Source organism: Rhizobium johnstonii 3841 (genome assembly GCF_000009265.1).
GTDB lineage: Bacteria > Pseudomonadota > Alphaproteobacteria > Rhizobiales > Rhizobiaceae > Rhizobium > Rhizobium acaciae.
Map to the genome: position 1 here is coordinate 40,676 of NC_008382.1, position 24,543 is coordinate 65,218.

General features: G+C 55.1%; 14 protein-coding genes and 14 pseudogenes. 19 read left to right on the forward strand and 9 right to left on the reverse strand.

Going from position 1 to position 24,543, the window contains the following annotated elements; all coding sequences use genetic code 11:
* Positions 1-63: 63 nt before the first annotated feature.
* A pseudogene (locus RL_RS41165) lies at positions 64-231 on the forward strand (RNA-directed DNA polymerase); the annotation flags it as partial.
* Between the two features lie 17 nt (positions 232-248).
* Here RL_RS41165 and RL_RS40680 read toward each other — a convergent pair.
* A pseudogene (locus tag RL_RS40680) lies at positions 249-1,159 on the reverse strand (IS630 family transposase); the annotation flags it as partial.
* A gap of 108 nt (positions 1,160-1,267) precedes the next feature.
* On the opposite strand from RL_RS40680, the pseudogene RL_RS41025 reads away from it, so the two are divergent.
* The 3 genes and pseudogenes from RL_RS41025 to RL_RS24610 form a co-directional block, all read left to right on the forward strand.
* Positions 1,268-1,456, forward strand: a pseudogene (locus RL_RS41025) (transposase); the annotation flags it as partial.
* 158 nt (positions 1,457-1,614) lie between these two features.
* A complete protein-coding gene (tnpB, locus tag RL_RS24605; RefSeq protein WP_011654536.1) occupies positions 1,615-1,959 on the forward strand; it encodes an IS66 family insertion sequence element accessory protein TnpB in 345 nt (114 codons plus the stop codon).
* 74 nt (positions 1,960-2,033) lie between these two features.
* Positions 2,034-3,626: an IS66-like element ISRle3 family transposase gene (locus tag RL_RS24610; protein ID WP_011654537.1), complete on the forward strand. Its 1,593-nt coding sequence runs from the start codon at positions 2,034-2,036 to the stop codon at positions 3,624-3,626.
* A 35-nt stretch (positions 3,627-3,661) separates the two neighbouring features.
* Here the strand turns inward: RL_RS24610 and RL_RS24615 are convergent.
* Together RL_RS24615 and RL_RS24620 are read right to left on the reverse strand one after the other, a co-directional pair.
* Positions 3,662-3,817 (reverse strand): annotated as a pseudogene (locus RL_RS24615) (IS630 family transposase); the annotation flags it as partial.
* Positions 3,818-4,757: 940 nt separating this feature from the next.
* On the reverse strand, positions 4,758-5,669 hold the full coding sequence (locus tag RL_RS24620) for a RolB family protein (protein ID WP_244432382.1): 912 nt from the start codon (positions 5,667-5,669) through the stop codon (positions 4,758-4,760).
* Between the two features lie 228 nt (positions 5,670-5,897).
* On the opposite strand from RL_RS24620, the gene RL_RS39890 reads away from it, so the two are divergent.
* On the forward strand, positions 5,898-6,149 hold the full coding sequence (locus tag RL_RS39890) for a hypothetical protein (RefSeq protein ID WP_157865232.1): 252 nt from the start codon (positions 5,898-5,900) through the stop codon (positions 6,147-6,149).
* Positions 6,100-6,852 carry an IS6-like element ISRle7 family transposase gene (locus RL_RS24625; RefSeq protein ID WP_011654541.1) on the forward strand — a complete coding sequence of 251 codons (753 nt, stop codon included), beginning with the start codon at positions 6,100-6,102 and terminating at the stop codon, positions 6,850-6,852. Before RL_RS39890 ends, RL_RS24625 begins: the two co-directional genes overlap by 50 nt.
* 1,518 nt (positions 6,853-8,370) lie before the next feature.
* Here RL_RS24625 and RL_RS24630 read toward each other — a convergent pair.
* Positions 8,371-8,928 (reverse strand): annotated as a pseudogene (locus tag RL_RS24630) (IS5 family transposase); the annotation flags it as partial.
* Between the two features lie 59 nt (positions 8,929-8,987).
* Here RL_RS24630 and RL_RS24635 point away from each other — a divergent pair.
* Positions 8,988-9,785: pseudogene (locus RL_RS24635) on the forward strand (IS256 family transposase); the annotation flags it as partial.
* Between the two features lie 153 nt (positions 9,786-9,938).
* On the opposite strand, the gene RL_RS24640 reads toward RL_RS24635, so the two are convergent.
* A complete protein-coding gene (locus RL_RS24640) occupies positions 9,939-10,691 on the reverse strand; it encodes an IS6-like element ISRle7 family transposase (protein WP_011654541.1) in 753 nt (250 codons plus the stop codon).
* A gap of 76 nt (positions 10,692-10,767) precedes the next feature.
* Here RL_RS24640 and repC point away from each other — a divergent pair.
* A pseudogene (gene repC / locus RL_RS37955) lies at positions 10,768-10,968 on the forward strand (replication initiation protein RepC); the annotation flags it as partial.
* A gap of 195 nt (positions 10,969-11,163) precedes the next feature.
* On the opposite strand, the gene RL_RS40690 reads toward repC, so the two are convergent.
* Positions 11,164-11,370, reverse strand: a complete 207-nt coding sequence (locus RL_RS40690; RefSeq protein WP_244432383.1) for a hypothetical protein — start codon at positions 11,368-11,370, stop codon at positions 11,164-11,166.
* A gap of 51 nt (positions 11,371-11,421) precedes the next feature.
* Positions 11,422-12,282: pseudogene (locus tag RL_RS24645) on the reverse strand (IS256 family transposase); the annotation flags it as partial.
* On the opposite strand from RL_RS24645, the pseudogene RL_RS24650 reads away from it, so the two are divergent.
* The 3 genes and pseudogenes from RL_RS24650 to RL_RS24665 form a co-directional block, all read left to right on the forward strand.
* Positions 12,276-12,515, forward strand: a pseudogene (locus RL_RS24650) (IS5/IS1182 family transposase); the annotation flags it as partial. The pseudogenes RL_RS24645 and RL_RS24650 overlap by 7 nt on opposite strands.
* A gap of 1,566 nt (positions 12,516-14,081) precedes the next feature.
* Positions 14,082-14,300: pseudogene (locus RL_RS24660) on the forward strand (IS6 family transposase); the annotation flags it as partial.
* Positions 14,301-14,308: 8 nt separating this feature from the next.
* Positions 14,309-14,974: an IS6 family transposase gene (locus tag RL_RS24665; protein WP_049778425.1), complete on the forward strand. Its 666-nt coding sequence runs from the start codon at positions 14,309-14,311 to the stop codon at positions 14,972-14,974.
* Between the two features lie 18 nt (positions 14,975-14,992).
* On the opposite strand, the gene RL_RS24670 is transcribed toward RL_RS24665, so the two are convergent.
* A complete protein-coding gene (locus RL_RS24670; protein ID WP_306465271.1) occupies positions 14,993-15,334 on the reverse strand; it encodes a hypothetical protein in 342 nt (113 codons plus the stop codon).
* 313 nt (positions 15,335-15,647) lie between these two features.
* On the opposite strand from RL_RS24670, the gene RL_RS39895 reads away from it, so the two are divergent.
* Together RL_RS39895 and virD4 are read left to right on the forward strand one after the other, a co-directional pair.
* Complete coding sequence (locus RL_RS39895) at positions 15,648-15,785, forward strand: hypothetical protein (protein WP_011654551.1); 138 nt, start codon at positions 15,648-15,650, stop codon at positions 15,783-15,785.
* A 128-nt stretch (positions 15,786-15,913) separates the two neighbouring features.
* Entirely contained in the window at positions 15,914-17,968 is a 2,055-nt protein-coding gene (virD4, locus tag RL_RS24675; protein ID WP_011654552.1) for a type IV secretion system ATPase VirD4, read from the forward strand.
* Positions 17,969-18,117: 149 nt separating this feature from the next.
* On the opposite strand, the pseudogene RL_RS37965 reads toward virD4, so the two are convergent.
* A pseudogene (locus RL_RS37965) lies at positions 18,118-18,849 on the reverse strand (IS6 family transposase); the annotation flags it as partial.
* Between the two features lie 538 nt (positions 18,850-19,387).
* On the opposite strand from RL_RS37965, the pseudogene RL_RS39285 reads away from it, so the two are divergent.
* The 6 genes and pseudogenes from RL_RS39285 to RL_RS39290 all read left to right on the forward strand — a co-directional run.
* A pseudogene (locus tag RL_RS39285) lies at positions 19,388-19,527 on the forward strand (IS3 family transposase); the annotation flags it as partial.
* 117 nt (positions 19,528-19,644) lie between these two features.
* A complete protein-coding gene (locus tag RL_RS24690; protein WP_122330894.1) occupies positions 19,645-20,481 on the forward strand; it encodes an ATP-binding protein in 837 nt (278 codons plus the stop codon).
* A 193-nt stretch (positions 20,482-20,674) separates the two neighbouring features.
* Complete coding sequence (locus tag RL_RS24695) at positions 20,675-21,397, forward strand: response regulator (protein ID WP_011654554.1); 723 nt, start codon at positions 20,675-20,677, stop codon at positions 21,395-21,397.
* A gap of 31 nt (positions 21,398-21,428) precedes the next feature.
* Positions 21,429-22,177: pseudogene (locus RL_RS37970) on the forward strand (IS5 family transposase); the annotation flags it as partial.
* A gap of 483 nt (positions 22,178-22,660) precedes the next feature.
* Positions 22,661-23,995 carry an ISNCY-like element ISRle10 family transposase gene (locus RL_RS24705; protein WP_011653555.1) on the forward strand — a complete coding sequence of 445 codons (1,335 nt, stop codon included), beginning with the start codon at positions 22,661-22,663 and terminating at the stop codon, positions 23,993-23,995.
* A 395-nt stretch (positions 23,996-24,390) separates the two neighbouring features.
* Positions 24,391-24,525, forward strand: a pseudogene (locus RL_RS39290) (IS110 family transposase); the annotation flags it as partial.
* Positions 24,526-24,543 lie beyond the last annotated feature (18 nt).

The window sequence follows — 24,543 nt, forward strand, 5'->3', positions numbered from 1 at the left end:
TATCCCTCGATGCCGTCTCAGCCAAGTCTGGAAAGCAGCAATTTGGACCTCGTGATGGTCCGGGGCTTCAAGATTGTCCGTCTGACAATCAAGAAGCGCATGCGCACGACGCTGATGGCCATTCGGGAAACGCTAATGCGAAGACGCCATGAACCGATCGCAGTAGTAGGTCGATGGCTACGGCAAGTGTTACAAGGGTATTTGAACTACCATGCGGTGCCAGACAATCTAATACCAACGAGCGCTAATCAAAACCGGTGCGCCCAGTCACGCATTCCAATCGACATGATCTTCCACGGCTGAGCGACCAGCTTGTTCCATGCGTCGCAGCAATGGGCGACGATGTCCTCGTAATCTTTGAAGATCCGGTTGGACAACCAGTTGTCACGCAGAAATTGCCACACGTTCTCGACGGGATTTAATTCGGGCGAGCGTGGCGGCAGGAAGAGCAGTGTGATGTTGTCGGGCACGTCGAGCTTCGGCGTGACATGCCACCCCGCCTGATCAACGATCAGCACGGCATGAGCGCCGTCATCGACGGCCTGGCTGATTTCGAGCAAATGCTGGTTCATGGCGCTGGTGTCGCAGTAGGGAAGAACGAGACCCGCACCTTTGCCCTTCTTGGGGCAGATAGCGCCGAAGATATAGGTCCACATCGTGCGTTGATCGTGTGGTGCCGAAGGCCTTGTTCCCTTGCGTGCCCATCGCCGGGTGATCTTGTTCTTTTGGCCTATCCGAGCTTCGTCGGCCCACCAGAGCTCAATCTCGACGTTCTTCGGGAGCCTGCCTTTGATGGCTGCCAGTGTGGCGGGGAAGTTTTTTTAAAACTCTCCAGGTCGCCTTCGTTCTGGGCGTAATGGCGCGGGCGGGCAGACAGCTTTGCAAAGCCGAGCGCCGTCAATTCGCGGCCAATGGTCGTTTCATCGACGGATATCCGATATTCCTGGAACAGCCATTGAACAAGATCCTTGCGCCGCCAGCGCACAACGCCATGCACCGCCGGTATCGGGCCACTTTCGACGATCTTTGCCAAAGCCTGGCGATGCACGTCGGAAAGCTTTCCTTGATTGCCGGGTGCTTTGCCATTGATGAGCCCTGACGGGCCACGCGCATTGAAGCGAATAACCCAGTCGCGGACAATTTGCAGGGTAAGCGACAAGCTGACCCCATCTGGCGTCGGTAGCGTTGGCCGCTGTATTGCGGACAGACGATTCACAAACTGTGAGCTTCTATGTCTGCGCCTAGCTCTGGAACTAGAAACTTCCATATGATTGAGGCTGTTCCGGAACGGCTTGAGGGCGCCCCACGGCAATTTCGGCGCCGCTGGTCCGATGATTTTAAAGCGCAGGCTGTGGCTGAGGCAATGGAGCCCGGCGCAAGCGTCTCGGCCATTGCGCATCGCATCGGCATACATCCCTCGCAGCTATTTGGCTGGCGTCGTGATGCTCGTGACGGACAACGATCCTTCTCGCAAGATCGGGCTGGTCAGACAGGGACCAGGACGATTGGCACACGTGCGATGATCGAGCTTGTGATCGGCGACGTCATTATCCGTGCCGACGCAGATATCGGCGAAGCACAGCTGCAGCGGGTGATCCGAGCGGTGCGGTCGGCATGATCCCGTCCGGCGTGAAGGTCTTTCTTGCGAGCCATCCCATCGACTTCCGAAAGGGGCCGGACAGCTTGCTTTCGCTGGTACGGGATGCTGGCAGTGATCCGTTCAACGGTGCACTTTATGTCTTTCGGGCCAAGAGAGCAGACCGAGTCAAGATCGTGTGGTGGGATGGCTCCGGCGTTTGCCTCTATGCGAAGCGGCTGGAAAAAGCCCAGTTCTGCTGGCCCCGGATCGGCCATCATCGCGTCCAGCTCAATCATGCCCAGCTTCTGGCTTTGGTCGACGGAATGGACTGGAAGCGAGTTCGATCCGCGCCGGTGAAGCCTCCCGAGATTGTTGGGTAAAACCGCTGCGGCGAAGTGAATCAGGTCCCTGAAAGCATGGGCGGAGCGCGGCAAAATATGCTCTGATCATACCCATGACGCGGCCCGAGATTGAGCTCCCGGATGATGTAGAGGCTCTCAAAGCCATGGTTCTTGCCATGGCTGCAAAAGCAGCCCGCGTCGAGGCTTTGGAGAAACAGGTTGACGATCTAGAGGCCCGCAACGCGGACGCCGATGAGCGCATCGAGCGGCTGACGCAGATCCTGAAGGCTTTCGATCGCGCCCGATTTGGCCGACGCTCGGAAAGGCTTGCATCATCCACCGTCGATGACGAGCAGCATGCCTTTGTCTTCGAAGAGATCGAGACCGGCATTGCGACGATCAAGGCTCAGGTCACGAAAGGCCGCGGTAGCGCGGACAGCAAACGCGCTCCGCGGCCACGCAAGGGCTTTGCGCCTCATCTTGAGCGCGTCGAGGTCGTGATCGAACCGGAAGAGCTTCCAGAACATGCAGGTAAGACCAAGATCCTGATTGGCGAAGACGTCTCCGAGCGGCTGGATGTCGTGGCAGCGAAGTTCCGTGTCATCGTCACCCGCCGGCCGAAGTATGCCTTTAGGAACGAGGATGGTGTCGTCCAGGCGGCGGCTCCGGCACACATCATCGAAGGTGGCATTCCCACGGAAGCACTTCTGGCCCAGATCGCCGTTTCCAAATATGCCGACGGGCTGCCACTCTATCGCCAGGAAGCCATCTACGCACGCGACAAGGTCGAACTCGACCGCAAGCTAATGGCTCAATGGATGGGCAAGCTGGGGTTCGAGCTCAATATCCTCGCCGACTACATCCTCGATGAGATCAAGAAGGCCGAACGGATCTTTGCCGACGAAACGACCTTGCCCACACTTGCTCCTGGTTCCGGATCAGCGAAGACGGCATGGCTATGGGCGTATGCCAGGGATGACCGGACTTTTGGGGGCAGCGGTCCACCGATGGTAGCCTATCGCTTCGAGGACAGTCGAGCCACCGAGTGTGTCGCACGACACCTGAACGGCTATCGTGGAATCCTGCAGGTCGATGGATATGCCGCTTATAACAAGCTCGTCCGGAAAGATGGAGGCAATAACAGCGCCATCCTGGCCGGCTGTTGGTCGCACAGCCGGAGAAAGTTCTACGAGTTGCATGTCGCAAAGAGCTCGAAAGTCGCTACCGACACCGTCGAGCGTATGGCGAGGTTATGGGAGATCGAGGAGCGTGTGCGCGGCCAAAGCCCTGAAGCTCGTGTCGCTGCACGCCAGGAGATCTCCGCAGCGATCGTCCGTGACCTCTTCACTCTCTGGCAGGCGACCCTGCCGCGGGTCTCTGGAAAATCCAAACTCGCCGAGGCTCTGCGTTATGCCATCTCGCGTCGAGACATCTTCGAGCGCTTCCTGACCGACGGCCGCATCGAACTCGACTCCAACATAGTCGAGCGAGCAATCAGACCCCAAGCGATCACGAGAAAAAATAGTCTATTCGCTGGAAGCGACGGTGGCGGCCGGACTTGGGCGACCATCGCGACGCTCCTGCAAACGGCAAAGATGAATGCCGTCGATCCGCAAGCCTGGTTGACCCAGACGCTTGAGCGCCTTGCGAATGGATGGCCCAACAGTGAAATCGACGCCCTCATGCCATGGAACTACGCCGCCTGAACGGCCCCGGCTTGTCGCTTACTTTGCAGGGTCACGCCTCCGATCCTGGCCGCATCGCTGCGGGAATGGCCATCATAGATTTCGGCAAGGGCAAGAAGCCGCCGAGCCTGTGCCGCATCCTTCGTGCCTTTGGCCAACGCCCGAAGAGCCCAGCCGTCGAAGTCATCGCGCAGTGGAAGTCCTGATGTCATCCGCAAACCTCCGTTTGCGGTATTGATTCAGAACTCAACTGATTTGGAAACCTCAAAAAGAGTCACAGATCGCTCACCCTGGTATAACGATTGGGAGGGTTCCGTTGGGAAGTTGGTCGAACTTGGCGACACGCTTTGATGCGTCGAAGCCAACGAAACCGGCTGTCTTGGGATCGTTTCCAAAGGCTGCTTCGCAAATACCTGCCGCCATGTCGCTTGTTGCACCCGCATCCAGATGCTCGGTTCACCGTCACAACATCCGATAGGAGCCGTATGCGGTAGTGCCGCACGTACGGATCTGGCCGAGGGACGATGGGTAACCATCGTCCCTACCGGGACCAATTTACCTCCAATCGAAGGCGGCAGGATATATCCTGATGTAAATGTCATGCCAGGTGCTCTCAAAAAAATATGCACTAGTATTTTACGATATCTAGAGTTGATAAATTTGTCGTGTGTACAGTACAGTATATCTCCATTTGCGTTTATAATAATACCGGCATAGAGAGGAAGCTATCTGCTCGTCCGTAGAGGTAACAAATATAATAATAAAAGTATATATACGAAAGTATGTCAGGCCGTTATTGTAGTCACGGAACAGTGCAACAACATGGCTCCATAGCGTACTATGCATGAAATAGACGATATTGTGATTCCTGTTAGTGCAACGTCTTAGTGCAGATAACGGTGCGTACAGGCGTTTGTAAAAAAGGACTAAATGCAAGAATAAATAATATAGACATGCAAACTTGCCTGGCTTTGAATTGAAAGCAATGAACAGTACAACAACATAACGCCGCTGGCGCAAAACGAGAAATAAAAACAAAAAAAGATAAATAACAGCAACGGTAACATAAATGCTATAACAAGCAAACGAGACGGACGTAAACATTGCGATGAGGGCCAGGACCAGCACCGCGTGTTGGCTGCGAGAGTGACACTACTCCTCTTCCTCTTCCTCCTCCTCCTCCTCCTCCTCCTCCTCCTCCTCCTCCTCTTCCTCCTCCTCCCAACCAGTTGCAGCCGGAGTGTAAGATTCAGGCATACGGGAGGGCCAATTCATCTCTCCATGGGCCACGATGTCGAAGTGCCCTTTTGTTGAATAGCGGGTCCATACACCCTCTCCTTGTGCCTGGAAGCGGTCAGTGGGAAAGATAGCGATGAAAGACTCCATGTCTTCACGCTCCACTTGATAGCACCATCGCCGGTGGTACTTATCACTTATAGATTTAGGAGAGATCCACGGATCGTATGGACGGAGTTCGAACGCCAGCACCACCCAAGGAAAATATCTTTCTGGGACTGCTTCTAAGTTCCTGGCTGCAACACAGGTTTCTACAATACCTGTGGGCAAATAGGCATACAAGGGGTAGGGATCTTGATGGATGGTTTCAAACACGATCTCTTCCATTGGAGTTTCGGTCATACAGGGCTCCGTTTCGAATTCCCCAAAATCTCTTTGAGGAAGTCCCTCAGCTTGTTCATGAGCCCGCGCCTCAGCCAGCCACGTTTTCTGAGCCTCCATGACCGTCTCGAGGTAAGCACGATATGCATTGACTGCCTCCTGAAGGCCATTTTTGCGCTCGTCTTTGGACAACTGCGTCAGGCAGATGCTGTCAAAGGTGGGGCGCGTGTAGGTTGGATAGTTGTCTGCCATGGTGAAGGTATGATGGAAGATAAGAGTGTGGTTTATATAGAATGAGGAGAGTTGATTGTGTGGTGGATGCACTGACGAAATGAGGCTTATATAGAGAGGGGCTCTCTTCCTTATTGGACCGCTTTTTTTATATCTTTTGAATGTGTCCCTTGGGTCGCCATAGAAGTCGCCGTTTCCGTGCAGTCCAAAGGGCACGACTTTAGCGAACTGCAAAGGGCAGCGGGATTGCTAAGTCAACAACGCGTCACATCCAACTTTTGGCTTGGCTTGGCTTGGCTTGGCTTGGCTTGGCGGGATATATCGCTTTGTCGCCTTTCTTTGTTTCTTTCTTTGTTTGTGTATTCGTTCACTCGGTAATCCTCCCCGCCATTAAGGGGCTTCAAAAGTGGAATTTTCTCGGGCTTTATGATCGAGGAGATTTCGATGAAGACGAGCAGATTTAGCGAACCACAAATCCTTGCCATTCTTCGCCAGGCGGAAGGCGGTGTCAAAGCAGAACCCTGTGACGCCGGCCTTCTGTTTTGCTCACGCGCGCCGAAAATGGGCCTGTCGCAAATTTCTCCGCTTAACCCTATGTTGACCATCCGCAGAGAATTTGCCGCTCCGAAAGTTGCGGAGCGAACCGATGATTCTGAATGCCATAGCCGAAAAGCTGAAGCGCCAGTCGAAGGATGATTTCAAAGGCAGGCATTTCGAGGCATGGCTGATTGTACAGGCGGTCGCTTGGTACCTTCGTTATCCGCTCAGCTATCGGGATATCGAGGAGATGTTCGGGGAACGCGGCTTCGTGGTCGATCACAGCACAATTAATCGGTGGGTATTGGCCTACGCGCCGATGATTGAGAAGCGGCTGCGTCAGTTCCGCCGGCCACATTGCGGCTCTGTTCGCGTCGATGAGACCTATGTCAAGATCCGCGGCAAATGGCGATACCTATATCGGGCCATCGACAAACACGGCAATCCGATGGACTTCCTGTTGACGGCGAAGCGCGATCTCGACGCCGACAAACGGTTCTTCCGCAAGATGCTCAAAGACGAGCCCTTGTTGTCGCCGAATAAGATCGGGACGGACGGGGCCAACACCTTCCCGTCAACGATCAAAACGTCGGTTGATGATGGGCTTCTACATCCGGACCCCGTCCACTATGTCACCAAGCACCTCCAGCAAGGCATCGAAAGTGACCATTTCCGGGTAAAGAAGAACATGCCAAAAATCGGTGGCTTCCAATCTTTCAACACGGCGCGGCGAACCATCGCGGGTTTCGAGGCGATGCTGTGGCTGAGGAAAGGCTTCGGCCTCTCGGGCAGTTGGACCATCAACGATCAGAACGATCTGCTTGCGCGCCTCTTCGGACTGCAGAAAGTTAACAAAGCATGAAACTGAAGATGCTCAAGGGATAATCGCGCGCTCCGAAAATGTTTGCGACAGGCCCATTCAGAATCATCGGTTCGCTCCGCAACTTTCGGAGCGGCAAATTCTCTGCGGATGGTCAACATAGGGTTAAGCGGAAAATTTGCGACAGGCCCCAGTCGCAGTTGCGGAGGCGGCAGGATATATCCTGATGTAAATCTGCGAGGCAGACAGGGTTCTACCTCAAGAGGGCAATTTTCTGTCTACATCAGAGTGCTGTTGATGGGTTATGTACTAATCATTATTATACTATTAAGTGCCAGGGTTGGCCGGCAGTGCTCAGGGGGCCTTAATTGATTGTTTGTACCGCAGGTTATATGCGTCAACACCACAGGTGTATATGCGCACTCATATATTTCATAAACGCAAGAATATGGTCAACAAGTAGATTAGATAATTTGCCAGGCCCTTTATTATTAATATTAAGACAATACAATAACGTTACACGATGGAATGATATGGTACGGAAAAGCTTATAACGGTAAACATAGAAGATTTAACAAGAACATAAAAAACACAAATACAGTAGGGCCATTGTACGGCTACTTTATACCGCCCAGCTGGCGTGTCCCCATGACACCATTGTGAGCAGATCAGTAACTGCGATGAAGCAATTAAGCTGTTGATTGTGAGTAGCAGGACAAGCAGCGGCCGGAGACAAATTCGTCACGACGATCGCGGTGGTCGCTCCGCTAAAGCTGCCAGCCGCTACACAGTTCCTTGCCTCCACCAGAGGCAGATACACGTAAGAGAGAGTAGCAGGCCCGTGCCCAACAGCGTAAATACATCTGTCTGTCTCGAGAAGAGCCGCAAGTATGGAAGGATCAGATTGTTTGTATGGCCCTTGAACGTTCCAGGTCATCGTGAGGGAAGGGAAGGAATGAATACGATGTTATAGCGGCAGAAGAGTGCTTGTGGTGATGTGCAAGAGAGTTAGGAGATAGCAAGGAGCTCTGCGGTGGAAGAAGCTAGGATTATATAGGCTGAGAGATAACTCTTTGTTATTGGAAAGAGTTTATAATGTACAACTGTCGCCATTGTTGCCTCTTCGGTGCAATAAAATGTCATGTTCTGGCTGTGTGTCCATTTAGGTTGCGTAGAGTCGCAACTTTTGTGCAGCCATTATCTCTCGCTTCAGGTCAAAGGGCAAAACTGTAGCGTTCTATAAAGGCCGGCCGAATTGGTAAGTCAACACGCGTCGCATTCTTCAAGATTATCGGTGATCCAATGGATCTTGAAGAGCCAGCTTAGCGGCGTCCCCCACCGCTCTTGGGAATCTGTGATATTGAGTGATTGGCTATTATTGAACGCCATTTAAAGAGAGTGGAATGTCCTTCGGTGGGGAGACGCTGTGGGGTCCACATTGGGCAGGATATATTGCCGTGTCGCCTTTCTTTGTGCATGCGTTCATACTGAATGGCGCGTAAGCGCGGCGTTGGTGCGCGGATATGAAATCGAACGCATTTCGGCCTTTGATGTTGTCGGTTATGCCTGCCTGACTTGACGCCGGACAGACTGCGGGCGTCCACATGCCAGCATGCGGTTGAGAACGATGCAACCGATGGCGACCTCTGTCTGCTGGGTGGCGAACGAACGAGCCCGCACACGTCGCCCGATCAGCCCCTTGTATCGCCCGATGGCGGTTTCGATCAGTGCACGCTTGCCGTAGCCGGTGGCCGCCTGCCATTGCAGCCGACCGTCTTTTGCGATCGCCGCTATGTGCTTGTCTCTTTGATCAGGTGGCCCTGTATCACCATTGCTTTCCACCGCCGTCGAACGCGGTGGAATGACGACGTTCGCGGTTGCTCTGTGCTGCAGGACCGTCTGATAGGTTGGCTTGCCATCATAGGCTCCGTCGGCTGTGAACTGGTCAATCTCGCCGTCGATCTGGCTGAGCAACGGCTCCACCTGGGAAGGATCATCCGTGCCCTGATCGGTCAGCCTATGGGCAATGATCTCGCCACCATTGGCATCCACTGCCAGATGGAATTTGCGCCAGTTGCGGCGTGATCTGGCGCCATGTTTCTCCTCAAGCCATTGCCCGGGGGAGTGTCAGGAATTTCGTGTACGGGCGTGCATAATGGGTACAAAGGAGATCACCCATGGCACGACGGAAAGAGCCGATTATCCCGGATAGCATCTTGGACCAGCTTCTGGCGGGTTCGGACGCGAAGACGGCATTTGAGAGCAACGGGCTTCTCCATCAGTTGAAGAAGGCGCTGGCGGAAAGGGCTTTGAACGCGGAGATGGATCATCACCTCTCCGGCGAAGGGACTGCCGGCAACAGCCGCAATGGCTATGGCCGCAAGACGGTGCTGACGGATAGTGGCTCGCTTGAGCTTGCCATCCCACGCGACCGGCAGTCGAGTTTCGATCCTCAATTGCTGGCCAAATACCAGCGCCGCTTCCCAGGCTTCGACGAGAAGATCGTGTCGATGTATGCGCGTGGGATGAGTACGCGCGAGATCGCCGGGCATGTCCATGACCTCTATGGTATCGACGTCTCTCCCGATCTGATCTCGGCCGTTACCGATGCGGTGCTGGACGAGGTGGCGATATGGCAAGCGCGGCCTCTGGAGCCGGTCTATCCGTTGGTGTTCTTCGATGCCTTGAGGGTCAAGATCAGGGATGAAGGCCACGTCCGGAACAAGGCAGTGCACATAGCGCTCGGCGTGCGCGGCGACGGCACGAAGGAAATCCTCGGCCTCTGGATCGAAACCAACGAGGGTGCCAAATTCTGGCTTCGGGTGATGAATGAGATGAAAAACCGCGGGGTCGAGGACATCCTGATCGCCGTCGTCGACGGCCTAAAGGGCTTTCCCGAGGCTATCAATGCTGTCTTCGCAGAAACGACGGTACAGACTTGCATCGTTCATCTGCTGCGAAACTCCTTGGATTTTGCCGGGCCTGTCGCAAATTTTTGCGCTTAACGGTATGTTGACCGTCGGAGGAGAAATTTCCGCTCCAAATGTTGTGGAGCGTACGGATGATTCTGAATGGGCCTGTCGCAAACATTTTCGGAGCGCGCGATTATCCCTTGAGCATCTTCAGTTTCATGCTTTGTTAACTTTCTGCAGTCCGAAGAGGCGCGCAAGCAGATCGTTCTGATCGTTAATGGTCCAACTGCCCGAGAGGCCGAAGCCTTTCCTCAGCCACAGCATCGCCTCGAAACCCGCGATGGTTCGCCGCGCCGTGTTGAAAGATTGGAAGCCACCGATTTTTGGCATGTTCTTCTTTACCCGGAAATGGTCACTTTCGATGCCTTGCTGGAGGTGCTTGGTGACATAGTGGACGGGGTCCGGATGTAGAAGCCCATCATCAACCGACGTTTTGATCGTTGACGGGAAGGTGTTGGCCCCGTCCGTCCCGATCTTATTCGGCGACAACAAGGGCTCGTCTTTGAGCATCTTGCGGAAGAACCGTTTGTCGGCGTCGAGATCGCGCTTCGCCGTCAACAGGAAGTCCATCGGATTGCCGTGTTTGTCGATGGCCCGATATAGGTATCGCCATTTGCCGCGGATCTTGACATAGGTCTCATCGACGCGAACAGAGCCGCAATGTGGCCGGCGGAACTGACGCAGCCGCTTCTCAATCATCGGCGCGTAGGCCAATACCCACCGATTAATTGTGCTGTGATCGACCACGAAGCCGCGTTCCCCGAACATCTCCTCGATATCCCGATAGCTGAGCGGATAACGAAGGTACCAAGCGACCGCCTGTACAATCAGCCATGCCTCGAAATGCCTGCCTTTGAAATCATCCTTCGACTGGCGCTTCAGCTTTTCGGCTATGGCATTCAGAATCATCGGTTCGCTCCGCAACTTTCGGAGCGGCAAATTCTCTGCGGATGGTCAACATAGGGTTAAGCGGAAAAATTTGCGACAGGCCCCTTGCGAGGTCATGGGGCCGGAACATGCCGCAGTTGCGATGGCCTGCATCCTGGAGCGGGCGGGCCACATTAATTCAGCCGGCGCATATCTTCGAGATCTAACCGCGCGGGCGGGAAGGGGCGAATTTAGCCTCGGTCCCATGTTGATGGCGCTGATGCGGACCGCTGCGCCAACTCGGACCAGGTCGGGGTAGGGATATCCGTTGGATCTGGACGGAAACGCATTGTTGGAAGCTTCCAACAATGGAGATATGCAGACCAAGTCATTGGGCGCCGGCTTCTCTGATTTTCAATCGATCAACAGGCAAGGGCTCTGTCGCATGGCGATGTTGCTGATAGATATCAGGGCGATCTCAATTTAAGTGGTAAGAGCTGATCGAAAGGCGTTGTCACGTTGTTCGAATGTGGCCACGTGAGGCCGAGCCTGCGCTTTTCAGGCAGGCCGTGCCCTCACGGCTTCCCACGCGGCCATTGCCTGGCGTCGATGCGTCGATCAGCCGGTCTTTCTCGACCGGATCGAAACGCCGCTTCCCGTTGGAAAGAACCTTCACTGCGGGACTGTCAGGAATTTCGTGTACGGGCGTGCGGTTGAACATTTGCTCTTAGGCCCTTGCGGCCTGAAAGCGGTCCGCAAAGAGAATGGCGAATTAAGATTTTGCCATCGCCCACTCCCTCGGCGGCATTTTCCACTCTTTCTCCGATCTGTTCAAGACCAGGTAGAGCAGTTTTGTCGCCGCCTCATCGCTCGGAAAATGACCTCTTGCCCGGACGGCGCGACGCAGCTTGGAATTAGGGCTTCGATGGCGTTGGTGGTGTAAATGATCCGGCGAACATCCTTTGGAAAGGCGAAGAAGGGGATGACCTCCTGCCAGGCTCGCCGCCAGATCTGGGCGACGACTGGGAATTTCCGGCCCCAAAAGCCACCCTCGAACGTTGTCAGCGCCGCCTCCGCCGCCGTCATCGATGGCTCCGTAGATTGCTTTCAGCTCGCGGGCCAAATCCTCGCGGTCCTTCCATGATGCAAACTTCAGAGAATTGCGCAGCAGATGGACGATGCAGGTCTGCACCGTCGTTTGCGCGAAGACGGCATTGATGGCGTCTTCAGGCCATCGACGACGGCGATCAGGATGTCCTCGACGCCGCGGTTCTTCATCTCGTTCATCACCCGCAGCCAGAATTTGGCACCCTCATTCGTTTCGATCCGAGTATCTCTTTCGTGCCATCGCCGCCACGCCGAGCGCGATGTGCACCGCCTTGTTGCGGACATGGCCTTCGTCTCTGATCTTGACCCGCAGCGCATCGAAGAACACCAACGGATAGACCGGCTCCAGAGGCCGCGACTGCCAGGTCGCTACTTCGTCCAGCACCGCGTCGGTGACGGCCGAGATCAAGTCGGCCGACACGTCGATCCCGTAAAGATCCTGGACATGCCCCACGATCTCACGCGTGCTCATCCCACGCGCATACATCGACACGATCTTCTCGTCGAAGCCAGGGAAGCGGCGCTGAAGGCTTTGCCGTCGATGCCAGCTTGATCGCGGCGGACGCCAACAAGCAGCGCTCAGTGCCTGGCTCGGAATGGGAAGTTAAAGAGGATGCCGGCCGATCGGTGCAGGAATATCTGGCGGTCCTCGATGACGCGGCTGTTGGTGCTGCGTCACCGGTGAGGCCGAAGTTCATCTCGCCTTCCGATCCGGCAGCTCAATGGACTGGTGCCCACAAAGGGCATGCCTTCTTCGCTTAAGCCGCTGCGGGCGTCACAATCCAAGGCGGAGGCGGCAAGGCGGAGGCGGCAGGATATATCCTGATGTAAATGTCATGCCGGGCTCGCGCCCAGCGCGAGCCCGGAAGTTGCCATTTTCTGTCTCGCACGACATATGACGTCGCTTTCAGTCTACGTCAGATAGGTCATTTTCTGCCCGCCGCAGAGAGCATTGACCGCGGATACCTTTCAAAAAATATTTACTAGTATTGTACAATATCTAAACTCGTAAAGGGTGTCTTGTATGCAGTATAATATATCGCAATCTGCGTTTGGGTATGTAGTTATCTGTTCGGCCTTAGAAGCACTAATTGAACAGAGGTATACATAAGCGAGCGCGCTCTCGGGCAAAAACAAAACTAACAAAGAACAACAACGACGGCAACGCTTGCAAGCCAAGTAAAACTCGAACAACTGATTAACAAAACGCAACATTACAAAATACATATAATATAGACGTGCAAACGTGGCTGGCTTATTGAATTGAGCGAACAGTACAATAACATGTACGATAGGCGCAAAAGCCTAACGAAAACAAGAAAAACAACAATAGGAAACGTTACAAACCATTGGAAATAAAAACTCACTGAACAAAACCCACAACATTACAAATACGCGCCAGCCGGTCTGTGGCGGCTTTTATGTTCGTGACAATAACACGGGCCCCCATGCGACCACCGGAAAACCGACGGCGTTGTGGAGGGTCTGGTCGTTTGTGGCGTTAGCAGTGTACCAATCCAGTGGGACAGCTAGGAACCAGTTCCACGGGCCTATTGGACCAAAAAGCGGGATCCTTATCGTATTAGTCCATCGATTTATAGGGAGGCCTTGAAAATTTCGGTTCTGAACACAGTCAATAGCATGCTCATTGAACGTGTAGAGGTAGATGAGCTTAAAACTATGGACATCAGCAATATTGTTTGCGACTGCGTACGCCGACCTTTGGGCATTGAGGTGCGCCGCCAGCTCGTCACAATCGGGAACCAAGAATGCCTCTGGAACGTCCCACGCAGCCATCGTGACAAGGAGGGGGAGAACGCTGGTGGTATTCGGCGAGAGTAAAGATGGAGGCAGAGGAGGTTTGATTGTCTGTGAGGATAAAATGAGGTTTATATAGAGAGGGGTGCTCTTCCTTATTGGACCGAATTTTGAAAATCTTGAAAGGTCCAGTTGTTGCCGTTTCGGTCCAATAAAAGGCATCCTTTGGACGTGTCCCTAGGGTCGCCGTAGAAATCGCCGTTTCCGTGCAGTCCAAAGGGCACGACTTTAGCGAACTGCAAAGGGCAGCGGGATTGCTAAGTCAACAACGCGTCACATCCAACTTTTGGCTTGGCTTGGCTTGGCTTGGCTTGGCAGGATATATCGCTTTGTAGCCTTTCTTTGTTTGTGCATTCGTGCGCCGTTTGTTGGTCCCGGTAGGGACGATGGTGATGTCACGTTGTGAGCGGCTTAACGGTTGTCGGATAATGGGTTGGGATGAACAGTCCTGCCGTCGGCGATGTCACGTTGTCGGCAACTTAACGGGTGGCGGATAATTCGGTTGAGATGACCTCATCGACCATCAGCTACAAGAACCACCGCTTTCCACCGCAGATCATCGCCCGTGCGGTCTGGCTGTATTTTCGGTTCCCGTTGAGCCTGCGGCTGGTCGAGGAAATGTTGCTGGAGCGCGGCATCGTCGTCTCTTACGAAACGATACGGCGGTGGTGCCGCAAATTCGGGGCGGCCTACGCCAAGCAGTTGCGTAGAAAGAAGCCGTCGCGGAAGGATATCTGGCGCAGATCATCGCCCGTGCGGTCTGGCTGTATTTCCGGTTCCCGTTGAGCCTGCGGCTGGTCGAGGAAATGTTGCTGGAGCGCGGCATCGTCGTCTCTTACGAAACGATACGGCGATGGGGCCGCAAATTCGGGGCGGCCTACGCCAAGCAGTTGCATAGAAAGAAGCCGTCGCGAAAGGATATCTGGCATCTGGACGAGGTCGTGATTTCCATCGGCGGCCGAAAACATTGGCTTTGGCGCGCCGTTGACCAGGACGGCTACGTTCTCGATGAGATCGTCCAGACCCGCCGCGATACCAAGGCTGCCAAGAGATTGCTGGTCAGGCTGCTGAAGAAGCAGGGCCTGTCACCGAAGCGCATCGTCACCGACAAACTGCGCTCATACGGCGCGGCAAAACGGGATGTAATGCCCGGCGTCGAACATCGATCGCACAAGGGTCTTAACAATCGCGCAGAGAATTCTCACGTGCCGCTTCGAAAACGAGAGCGGATGATGCAGGGCTTTCGATCCGTCGGAGGTTTGCAACGTTTCATCTCGGTCTTTTCAGCAGTCCGAAATCTTTTCGTCGCGCCGCACCAGAGACACTCAGCCCTAGCCACCCATATTCATCGGATCCGCGCCATGGCGCAGTGGAAAGCCGTGACCGCTGCAATTGCATGAGTTTACCGACAAGCGACTTTACGGCCGTTGATCAAACAACGTGACATCGCCGAACACTGTGTTATTGAGCTCGCTGGATCCATGGTGAGTTTCCACTAGGCAATAGTCGAACCCGCGGCCTGCTGCCTCTTCGTAGGCGACCTCAAGAAGCGGCACCTCGTCCGTGATGAAGATCTCACAAAGTGGATCCCAGGCGTTACGTCGCGTCGCATTTTCTTTCCATTTGCTGAGTGGCCGATTTTCGTCGGCTTCGAAAAGTGCAATTGTCTTACCATCTGCGGCAAGTGCCGAGCAGAGGCCCATCAGCGCTGTTGTTTTCCCAGCGCCTCCTTTAAATGAGCAGCAGGTTACAAGTTGCATTGAAAACTCCTTGGTGCGGCCGCGTCTTCCCTACGAGAATTTGTATGTAAATTGGTCGTTCTATACCAAAATGACCGCCTGAAAGATTGTGAATACAGCACGCAGAAGCGGGAATTATATTGCAACTGTAACCGTACATTCTTGAATGTCTGCGGGCGGTTTGTTTATATCGACAAGCGCTCTTCGTGAAAGATGAGCGTCTGGATGCAGTAAGCTGTTCGCCGTAACCGTCGGTCCGCTTGTCTATGACCTATGATGAGAAGCCGGCCTTATCTTAGCTCTTCGATGCCCGTCGCATGGGGACAGTCGGCGGATGGGTACAAGGTTGATCCATCCGGGTGAACTCGCCGAGACCAACGTTCCAGGCAGAACATCCTACAGCAGGCCAGGCGAAGAGCGCAACGGCATGTACGACGATCCAACTGGCTACTGGAACGAATATCAGGAGTAGCCACGCCGACGTTGCTCGCGGGCATTCTGCATCAGTTCCCGGGGCGCATGCCCGGCTAATGACTTAAACGCTCGAGGGACCGCAGCGAAGCTGGGGTGAGCATAGAAGCGCCGCGGAGGTCTAGAGGAATGGACGGGAGCACGACTCGGAAATTGAACACGCTACTGTTTGCCTTCCTTTTTTCGCTGACGATGGGGCTTTTGTTCGCGAGTATTTATGCAAGCTTCTGTCGGCACGGCATCAGCCGCGAAACTATCAATCGCTTCGACATCTTCTCCTTCTGGTACGAAACGCCCCTCTATGTTGGCTACGCCACACCGGTGTTCCTCCGTGGCTTGACCATCGCCGTCAGTACTGCCGTAATCACTACAATGGTGGGCGCCATTGTGATTTTAAAAAAGCGGAATTATCATGGCACAGCGCGCTGGGCCACGCGGCAGGAACTACAGCGAGCGGGCTATATCAGGCGTTTTCGCAACATAACCGGACCGATCTTTGGCAAAACGGTTGGGCCGCGTTGGCCGGGTCGATATCTAACTAACGGCGAACAACCGCATAGTCTCGTCGTGGCCCCGACGCGCGCCGGCAAGGGCGTTGGCGTGGTCATCCCGACGCTTCTGACCTTCAACGGTTCGATTCTGGCGCTCGACGTGAAGGGGGAGCTATTCGAGCTCACTTCGCGCGCCCGCATGGCGCGGGGCGATCGGGTTTTCAAGTTCGCGCCACTCGACAGTGCGGGACGGACCCACAGTTACAACCCTGTGCTTGACATCGTCAACATGCCGCCGGAGCGCCGTTTCAGCGAGACGCGGCGGCTGGCCGTTAACTTGATCGTTGCAAAGGGGAAGGGATCGGAAGGCTTTATTGAGGGCGCCCGAGACCTTTTTATCGCCGGCATACTCGCCTGCATCGAACGCGGTACGCCGACGATCGGTGCCGTCTACGACCTATTCACCCAGCCCGGTGAGAAATACAAGCTTTTCGCCCAGCTAGCTGAGGAAACGCAAAATCAAGAGGCACAGCGAATCTTCGATAACATGGCCGGTAATGATACAAAGATCCTGACTTCCTACACCTCTGTCCTTGGTGACGGCGGCCTGAATCTCTGGGCGGACCCCTTAATCAAGGCAGCTACAACGAAGTCGGATTTTTCAATTTATGATCTCCGCCGCGATCCCACGTCAATTTTTCTCTGCGTTAGTCCAAACGATCTTGAGGTAATCGCCCCCCTCATTCGGCTGTTCTTCCAGCAGGTAGTCTCCATTCTACAGCGGACACTGCCGAAGAAGGACGAAATCTTCGAGGTGCTGTTCTTGCTGGATGAGTTTAAGCATCTCGGCAAACTCGAAGCCATAGAAACCGCGGTAACTACGATTGCTGGCTACAAGGGGCGCTTCATGTTCATCATCCAGAGCCTCTCGGCTTTGACTGGGGCATATGAAGAGTCTGGTAAGGAGAATTTCCTAAGCAATACTGGCATACAGATCTTTATGGCCACTGCCGACGACGAGACTCCAAACTATATTTCGAAAGCCATCGGCGACTATACGTTTCGCGCCCGCTCCACCTCCTTCAGCCAGCGCAACATTTTCGATACCAATATTCAGCTTTCCGACCAGGGCGCGCCGCTGTTGCGGTCCGAGCAAGTGCGCCTCATCGACGACGACATGGAGATCGTGCTGATCAAAGGGCAACCGCCGCTCCGGCTAAAAAAGGTGAAATATTATTCCGACCGCGTGCTGAAGCGGATTTTCGATAACCAGTCTGGCGCCTTGCCGGAGCCAGAACCCCTCCACCTTGCGACCACTTACGTACAAGCGCCCGCGACGCTGCTCGTTGCCGCGGAATCGCTACCGGATGAAGCGAAATCGGAGGACGCCTTGCAGGCCGCGTTGCCCGATTTTGCCGAGGTCCCGGTGAAAGACCACGCATTCAGCGACTTTCCGGCGGGGGGCGCGGCCAGTTCGGATGCGGGCGGAAAATACGCTGATGTCGAATATGCGCACGACGTCTACGGACCGGACCGGGTCAGCGACGATCACCTGAGCGAGGAGGAACTACAGGCTCTTGCCGCCCAGCGGGCACTTCTTGACCGGATCATCGATCTGCAGAGGCGGTCGAATGCTTGGCAAACAGGTGAACTGGCGCCAGGAGCCATGCACTCGGATGACCACGGTTCTTGAATAAAATATGGGAGTGCCGGATGCTGCTCCCGGTGACAGATGAGAGGAGTTGCTTCGCGAGAAGGCGACGAGAGAATTATCGGGCGTGTCGCAAAGCGGTCGACCGAACGCGTTGAGCTGAAATATGTTCTGCTCTTCACGCCTTGTTTAACCTTTTGAAGTCCGAAGAGACGCGCGAGCAGCTCGTTCTGATCATTGACGGTCCACTCTCCGGAGAACCCAAACCCTTTTCGCAGCCACAGCATCGCTTCGAACCCTGCGACAGTTCGACGCGCGGTTTTGAAGGATTGGAATCCGCCGATCTTCGGCATGTTCTTCTTCACGCGGAAATGGTCACTCTCAATGCCTTGTTGGAGATGTTGGGTGACATAATGAACCGGATCCGGATGCAGGTGCCCATCGTCGACTGACGTCTTGATCGCCGACGGAAAGGTGTTGGCGCCGTCCGTGCCGATCTTTGCCGGTGACAACAAAGGCTCGTCCTTCAGCATTGTGCGGAAGAAGCGCTTGGCGGCATCAAGATCGCGCTTTGCAGTCAGAAGGAAGTCGATTGGGTTTCCGTGCTTGTCGATGGCACGGTACAGGTAACGCCACTTGCCGCCGATTTTGACGTAGGTCTCGTCGATCCTGACCTGCGGGCGCCTAAACTGGCGCAGCCGCTTCTCGATCATCGGAGCATAGGCAAGTACCCAGCGGTTAATCGTGCTGTGGTCCACTTCGAAGCCGCGTTCTTGGAACATCTCCTCAAGGTCTCGGTAGCTGAGCGGATACCGCAGATACCAGGCCACCGCCTGCACAATGAGTCATGCCTCGAAATGCCGCCCTTTGAAATCATCTTTCGACCGGCGCTTCAGCTTCTCACCAATGGTATTCAGAATCACAGGCTCGCTCCACAAATTCGAAGCGAGAATTTCTCCGGCGAGCGTCAACAGACGGGTAAACTAAGAAAATTTGCGACAGGCCCCCCCAAGTATCCTTTGCCAAGGCTCGCAGGGTGTTTGATCTGACACAAGATGAGCGACATGGATATTTGAAGATATATTGGTGATACGCAATTTCAAATAGTGAAAATCAGTTTCATTCACCGATGACAGAGGAGCTACACCATATATTTTATATTATAATTCCAATACCTTTTCAGGATGGTGCCATTGACGTGCTACACGTCAGGTAGGGAGGAGAGTCTGTGTATGCTTCACGACCAGTTTGATGCCCCCACTGAAGAGAGTGGACAAGGAAGCAAGTCGGGACGAACTACGGACACCTCAGATCAATTATTGTTTTTCAGAGACGTCCGTCGCAGACCCCTCGGGGGGCTCTCATCGTCGCTGAAAAAGCAAGAAGCCGGAGCCAGATGGCCGATCTCTGCCGCAAGCACGAAATTTCAGAAGCTATGTTTTACAAACGGAAAGCCAAATACGGCGTCTGTTCATCCTACTTCGTTGGGATGGAGAGCCGTACAGTACCAATCGCGTCCACCGGATCCATCGCGAGAAAGGTCTTTCTGTCGGCAAACGTGAAGCCCGCTGCATGCTGTCGGCACGCGTGCGCCGATCCTGTCAAACGGTAGCTCACACCGCGCGACTTGGCGTATTCAAAACCGCCGGGGCTCAAGTTGCTGCTGGATGATAGTTCAGTCGCAGGTCACCGGATCAATGATGGCGGAGAGGCGAAACGTGAAGAACATCTCATCGAGACCACACTTCTCTTCAAAGCGAGCGCAAGCCGACATCACGGCGGCGGCAGAGGCATTCGCAGACGGGCATGTACTCGCGGGGCTTCTGGTCCACGAGTTTAACAATCTTCTAACGCCGATTATCGGCTATGCAGAGATGGCCGCAGACGCGTTGAGATCGGGATCGTCCTCGCGCATGTACGTCGAGCGAATTCGTGACGCTTGTGATCGAGCAAAACGCGCCGTTGAACGGATCCTGATGTCAGACATGGGGGATGAGGGATTCAGTAGCTTCGACGCCGCAGCGGCCATCAGAGAGATCCTCCCAGACCTGCATTTATGCATTCCGTCTTCTTGTCGGATTCAAACCAATCTTCCCAATCGCGCGGTCTGGCTAGACGGGAGAGAGATTACCCTACAACAGGTTGTGATTAATCTCTGCAAGAACGCTGGCGAAGCTATGAAGGCAGGCGGGACAGTTACAGTTAACCTTCGCAATGTTGAACAGATCTCTGCGCGCGACTTGTCTAGTGGACGGCTAGAGCGCGGCGAATATGCGCGGTTGAGTGTCTCTGACACAGGTCCTGGCATCTCCCCTTCGTTCTTAGAACGTATTTTTGATCCATTTTTTACGACAAAATCGAGGGAGGGCGGCTCAGGATTGGGACTGGCCTTGGTGCAGCGTGCCGTCGGGTCCTGGGGTGGTGCCATCGACGTTCACAGCAGTTTGGGCAAAGGCACTATTTTTGAATTGTTCTTACCTTGCAGCAACTGCTCGCTGCGGAGGTCTGAAAAGAGCGTCGGCAGAGGCCGACACTCGACGCAAAAACGAAATTGAAAGGGGCCCTGCGCGGCAGGGTACGGGAACGACCGGATGGCAAGATCGCGGAACGTCACGAAGATCCAGCTGTCTAGCTATCGGTGACACCGCGACAGCCACTCGGACTGCAGACGCCGCTCCAATTCTGCCAAAACCCACCTATCCATCAGGTGATGTCATCCGAGAGTGAACTTTAGAAGGATTTGCTACAATGTCCATTCAGGCTGCGCCAACGATTGTGATTGTAGATGATGACACCCACGTGGTTGCTATGGTATCTGACTATCTTCGGGAGAAGGGTATGAACGTCCTTTCTTCGGCAACCGGACGAGGACTGCTCCGGTTTGTCGAGGCTAGAACACCTGATCTGATTCTCTTGGATCTTGTGCTCGGTTCTGAAGACGGGCTTCAAGTACTACGGGAACTTCGCGAACGATCTGACGTGCCGATAATTATTGCCAGCGGGCAGCGCAAGGAAGAGATCGATCGCATCAAAGGGCTCGATTTTGGCGCTGACGACTACGTTGCAAAGCCCTTCGGCCTTCGAGAACTTCTAGCTCGGATAAACGCCGTGCTTAGGCGCCAAGAGAGCGACTATAGCCGTCGGAAGCGAGTTGGGGTTACCTACCGGTTTGGTGGCTGGAAACTTCGCGCCAAGTCTCGCGAGCTCCATAATCCTAGAGGCGAGGCGGTTCGGCTGACTAAAGTCGAACACGCGTTGCTCGTGGCCTTCTTAGATAAACCTCAGATTCCGTTGGCTCGCGAGCATCTGCTACAATCAACTCGGGTTCATGAAGACATTTTTGACCGGAGCGTTGATGTTCAGATCTTGCGGCTCCGAAAAAAACTCGAATTGGATGCGAGCTCGCCACGAATGATATTAACCCAGCGAGGACGCGGCTATGTATTCGCACTTCCTGTCGAGAGAGATTAGGGCCTGTGGTTGGTGCACGGAACGTAGCGTTCTGAGCCAGGCAGAAGGCTTGGTGGAATCGGTGCTGCAATTGATGGGCTTAGCGCTTGCCGTCCCCGATCACACCACGCTGAGCCGTCGGGCGCACGCATGGCGATCTGCCGAGAAGCGGCACGGAAATCAGGTTCCACCTGCTGGACCGTTGCATGCTCTGGTGGACAGCACCGGCCGGCAGGTTTACGGCGCGGGCCAGTGGCTGGAGGAGAAGCATGGCGCCAGATCCCACCGAGGTTGGCGAAAGCGGCATCTGGCACTGGATGCCGCCAGCGGCGAGATCGTTGCCCATACCCTGACGGATCAGGATGCTGGCGATGTCTCTCAAGTTGCGCCACTCCTCGACCAGATTGGCGGTCCGATCGGACAGTTCACAGCCGACGGTGCTTATGATCGAAAACCTACATACGACGCAGTCATCGATCATAGCGCGGCGGCGGCTATCGTCATTCCGCCTCGCGCTAACGCGGTCGAGCCAAGCGACGATAGACCTCCCGGCCAACGGAACCGGCATATCGCCGCAATCAACAGTGACGGCCGGATGAAATGGCAGGTCTCTAACGGCTACGGCAAACACTCGCTGCTTGAGACGGCATCGGGCAATACAAGTCCATCATCGGGCGGCGTCTGCGGGCCAGGTCGCTGCCTGGTCAGCAGACCGAAGTCGCCACCGGCTGCGCCGTCCTCAACCGCATGCTTGGTTGCGCACACCCGAAAGCCGTCCGCCGCAAGGCAGCCACACCATAGTCAGCCGTTTCAAAGATCCCCATCCGTTCAGTTCCACATCCGTGCACCAACGCCAGGCGCTGCCGCTGATTCAGACATGGCGCAAGCAGGGATACATCCGTGGACGTCGCAGTGGATACTGCTGCAACCGTCGCCTCCGGCGACCGGTGCAAAGTGTGACTAAAAATACTTGGAGAAGCAAAAGTGTTTTTTGATACCCATTGGATTACCGGAGTCATGGTCGGTATCGAGATTATAGAGGATCCCGATTACATTCAAGTTATTGTTGATTTGGGAATTCTTCGCATAGCTATTACCAAGGAGCGGTAGTGTCTCTACGGCACTGAATTGCGCTCGCTAGTCTAGTGCCCGTCCATAAACGGTAAACTGCTGAAATTATTGCGGGAATCGCGCAATCTCCGCGGGCAAAGCCCGGCGGTTTCAGGTATACTTTAGATCAAGCTACTGATTCTAAGGACAAACCCGTAACCGCCGGAGCCGACAATGCGCCAAGAACGCACGGTCCAAACCAGTGTATTCGATCTTTTCGCCGAACACGAGATCGGTCGTGAACTGAGGGCGATGTCGCAATGGCTGGATGAGCATGGCGATTTGCTCGGGCTGGTGACGCGGGACCTGCGCCGACATGGTCTCAAGGAGACCGGCCGCGAGGGGCTGCCGGCCGAGGCTGTGCTGCGTTGCGCGCTGCTCAAGCAGCATCGCCAGTTGAGTTATCAGGAGTTGGCCTTCCATCTCGAAGACTCCGCCTCGTTCCGAGCCTTTGCCCGGCTGCCGTGGGGGTGGAGCCCGAAGAAGTCGGTCTTGCACAAGACGATCAGTGCGATCCGGGCGCAAACCTTTGAAGAGATCAACCGGGTACTGCTGGCGAGCGCCCGGCAGGAGAAGCTGGAAAGTGGCAAGGTCCTGCGTGTGGACAGCACCGTCACCGCCGCACTGATCCATGAGCCGAGTGACAGCAGCCTGTTATGGGACGCCGTACGGGTAATGGTGCGGCTGTTGCAGCAGGCAGATGCACTGGGTAGTGCCATCCCATGGCACGACCACCGCCGCGCGGCGAAGAAGCGATCCCGGGCGATCGAATATACCCGCGGCCGTCCCAAACGGATCAAGTACTACCGCGAACTGCTCAAGATCACGCGCACCACCTTGAGCTATCTGCAGCAGGCGAGTGAACAGTTGCCCCTGACGGCGGGCCTGGCCGGCGAGCTATGGCAGGCCCAGCTCCGCCGCTACCGGCCGCTGATCGAGCGGATCATCGCCCAGACCGAACGGCGGGTCCTGGCCGGCGAGGCGGTGCCGGCTGGCGAGAAACTGGTGAGCCTGTTCGAGCCGCATGCCGACATCATCGTCAAGGGCAGCCGTGATGTCGACTACGGCCACAAACTCAATCTGACCACCGGCAGAAGCGGACTGATCCTTGACCTCGTCGTGGAAGCCGGCAACCCGGCCGATAGCGAACGGTTGCAGCCAATGCTGGAACGCCACATCGCTTTCTATGGCGCGGCGCCACGTCAGGCGGCCGCCGACGGCGGCTATGCCAGCCGCACCAATCTGAGCCAGGCCAAAGCCTGGGGCATTCGCGACATGGCCTTCCACAAGAAGTGCGGCCTCAAGATCGAAGACATGGTCAAGAGCCGCTGGGTCTATCGCAAGCTCAGAAACTTCCGCGCCGGCATCGAGGCCGGCATCTCTTGCCTGAAACGCGCTTATGGCTTGGGGCGCTGCACCTGGCGTGGGCTCGACCACTTCAAGGCTTATGTCTGGTCCTCGGTGGTCGCTTACAATCTCGCCCTCTTCGCCCGCCTCAGGCCGACCTGACGCCCCTCATCTGGCAGCGCTCACAGCACGCCCGGCAAGCCTCGGCCGATACTCCATGATCCCATTGCCGCCAAATCGCTCTTCCGGCCTCAATCTGCATCGCCTTGTGCCAGCACGTCCTCCAAAAATACGCCTCAGCCGGCAAACAACCTTTGAAAAACCCGGAAAAACAGGCGTTTATGGACGGGCACTAGTCTAGACTAAATGTTCGCCTGGGGACCGGGTGACCCGTCTCACAATATGCAGGTATCGTTGGCATCGTAAACTTAACGGATGAAAGGCCAGCGAAAGACGCCATCCGCAGATATCTTGACCTGATGTGGTGGACGGCCTCCGCTCCCGGCATCGCAATATGCCAAAGTGTGGCAGTCGAAGCCACATCAGGAGAGGCGTCCATGGAGAAGGTTACCACAATTGGTCTGGATATCGCTAAGCAGGTATTTCAGGTTCACGGAGTCAATGGTGCTGGCGCGATCGTGTGCCGCCGCGGGCTTCGCCGGGACGATGTCGTTGGATTCTTCAAGGCTTTGGTGCATGAATAGTTTCTG

Excerpts from the sequence above, each read along its gene's own strand:
- virD4 (WP_011654552.1), top strand. The coding sequence starts at position 15,914 with ATGGACGGGAGCACGACTCGGAAATTGAACACGCTACTGTTTGCCTTC.
- tnpB (WP_011654536.1), top strand. The coding sequence starts at position 1,615 with ATGATCCCGTCCGGCGTGAAGGTCTTTCTTGCGAGCCATCCCATCGAC.
- RL_RS24625 (WP_011654541.1), top strand. The coding sequence starts at position 6,100 with ATGATTCTGAATGCCATAGCCGAAAAGCTGAAGCGCCAGTCGAAGGAT.
- RL_RS24670 (WP_306465271.1), bottom strand. The coding sequence starts at position 15,334 with ATGCAACTTGTAACCTGCTGCTCATTTAAAGGAGGCGCTGGGAAAACA.
- RL_RS40690 (WP_244432383.1), bottom strand. The coding sequence starts at position 11,370 with ATGTTCAACCGCACGCCCGTACACGAAATTCCTGACAGTCCCGCAGTG.
- RL_RS24640 (WP_011654541.1), bottom strand. The coding sequence starts at position 10,691 with ATGATTCTGAATGCCATAGCCGAAAAGCTGAAGCGCCAGTCGAAGGAT.
- RL_RS24610 (WP_011654537.1), top strand. The coding sequence starts at position 2,034 with ATGACGCGGCCCGAGATTGAGCTCCCGGATGATGTAGAGGCTCTCAAA.
- RL_RS39890 (WP_157865232.1), top strand. The coding sequence starts at position 5,898 with ATGAAGACGAGCAGATTTAGCGAACCACAAATCCTTGCCATTCTTCGC.
- RL_RS39895 (WP_011654551.1), top strand. The coding sequence starts at position 15,648 with ATGGGTACAAGGTTGATCCATCCGGGTGAACTCGCCGAGACCAACGTT.
- RL_RS24705 (WP_011653555.1), top strand. The coding sequence starts at position 22,661 with ATGCGCCAAGAACGCACGGTCCAAACCAGTGTATTCGATCTTTTCGCC.
- RL_RS24695 (WP_011654554.1), top strand. The coding sequence starts at position 20,675 with ATGTCCATTCAGGCTGCGCCAACGATTGTGATTGTAGATGATGACACC.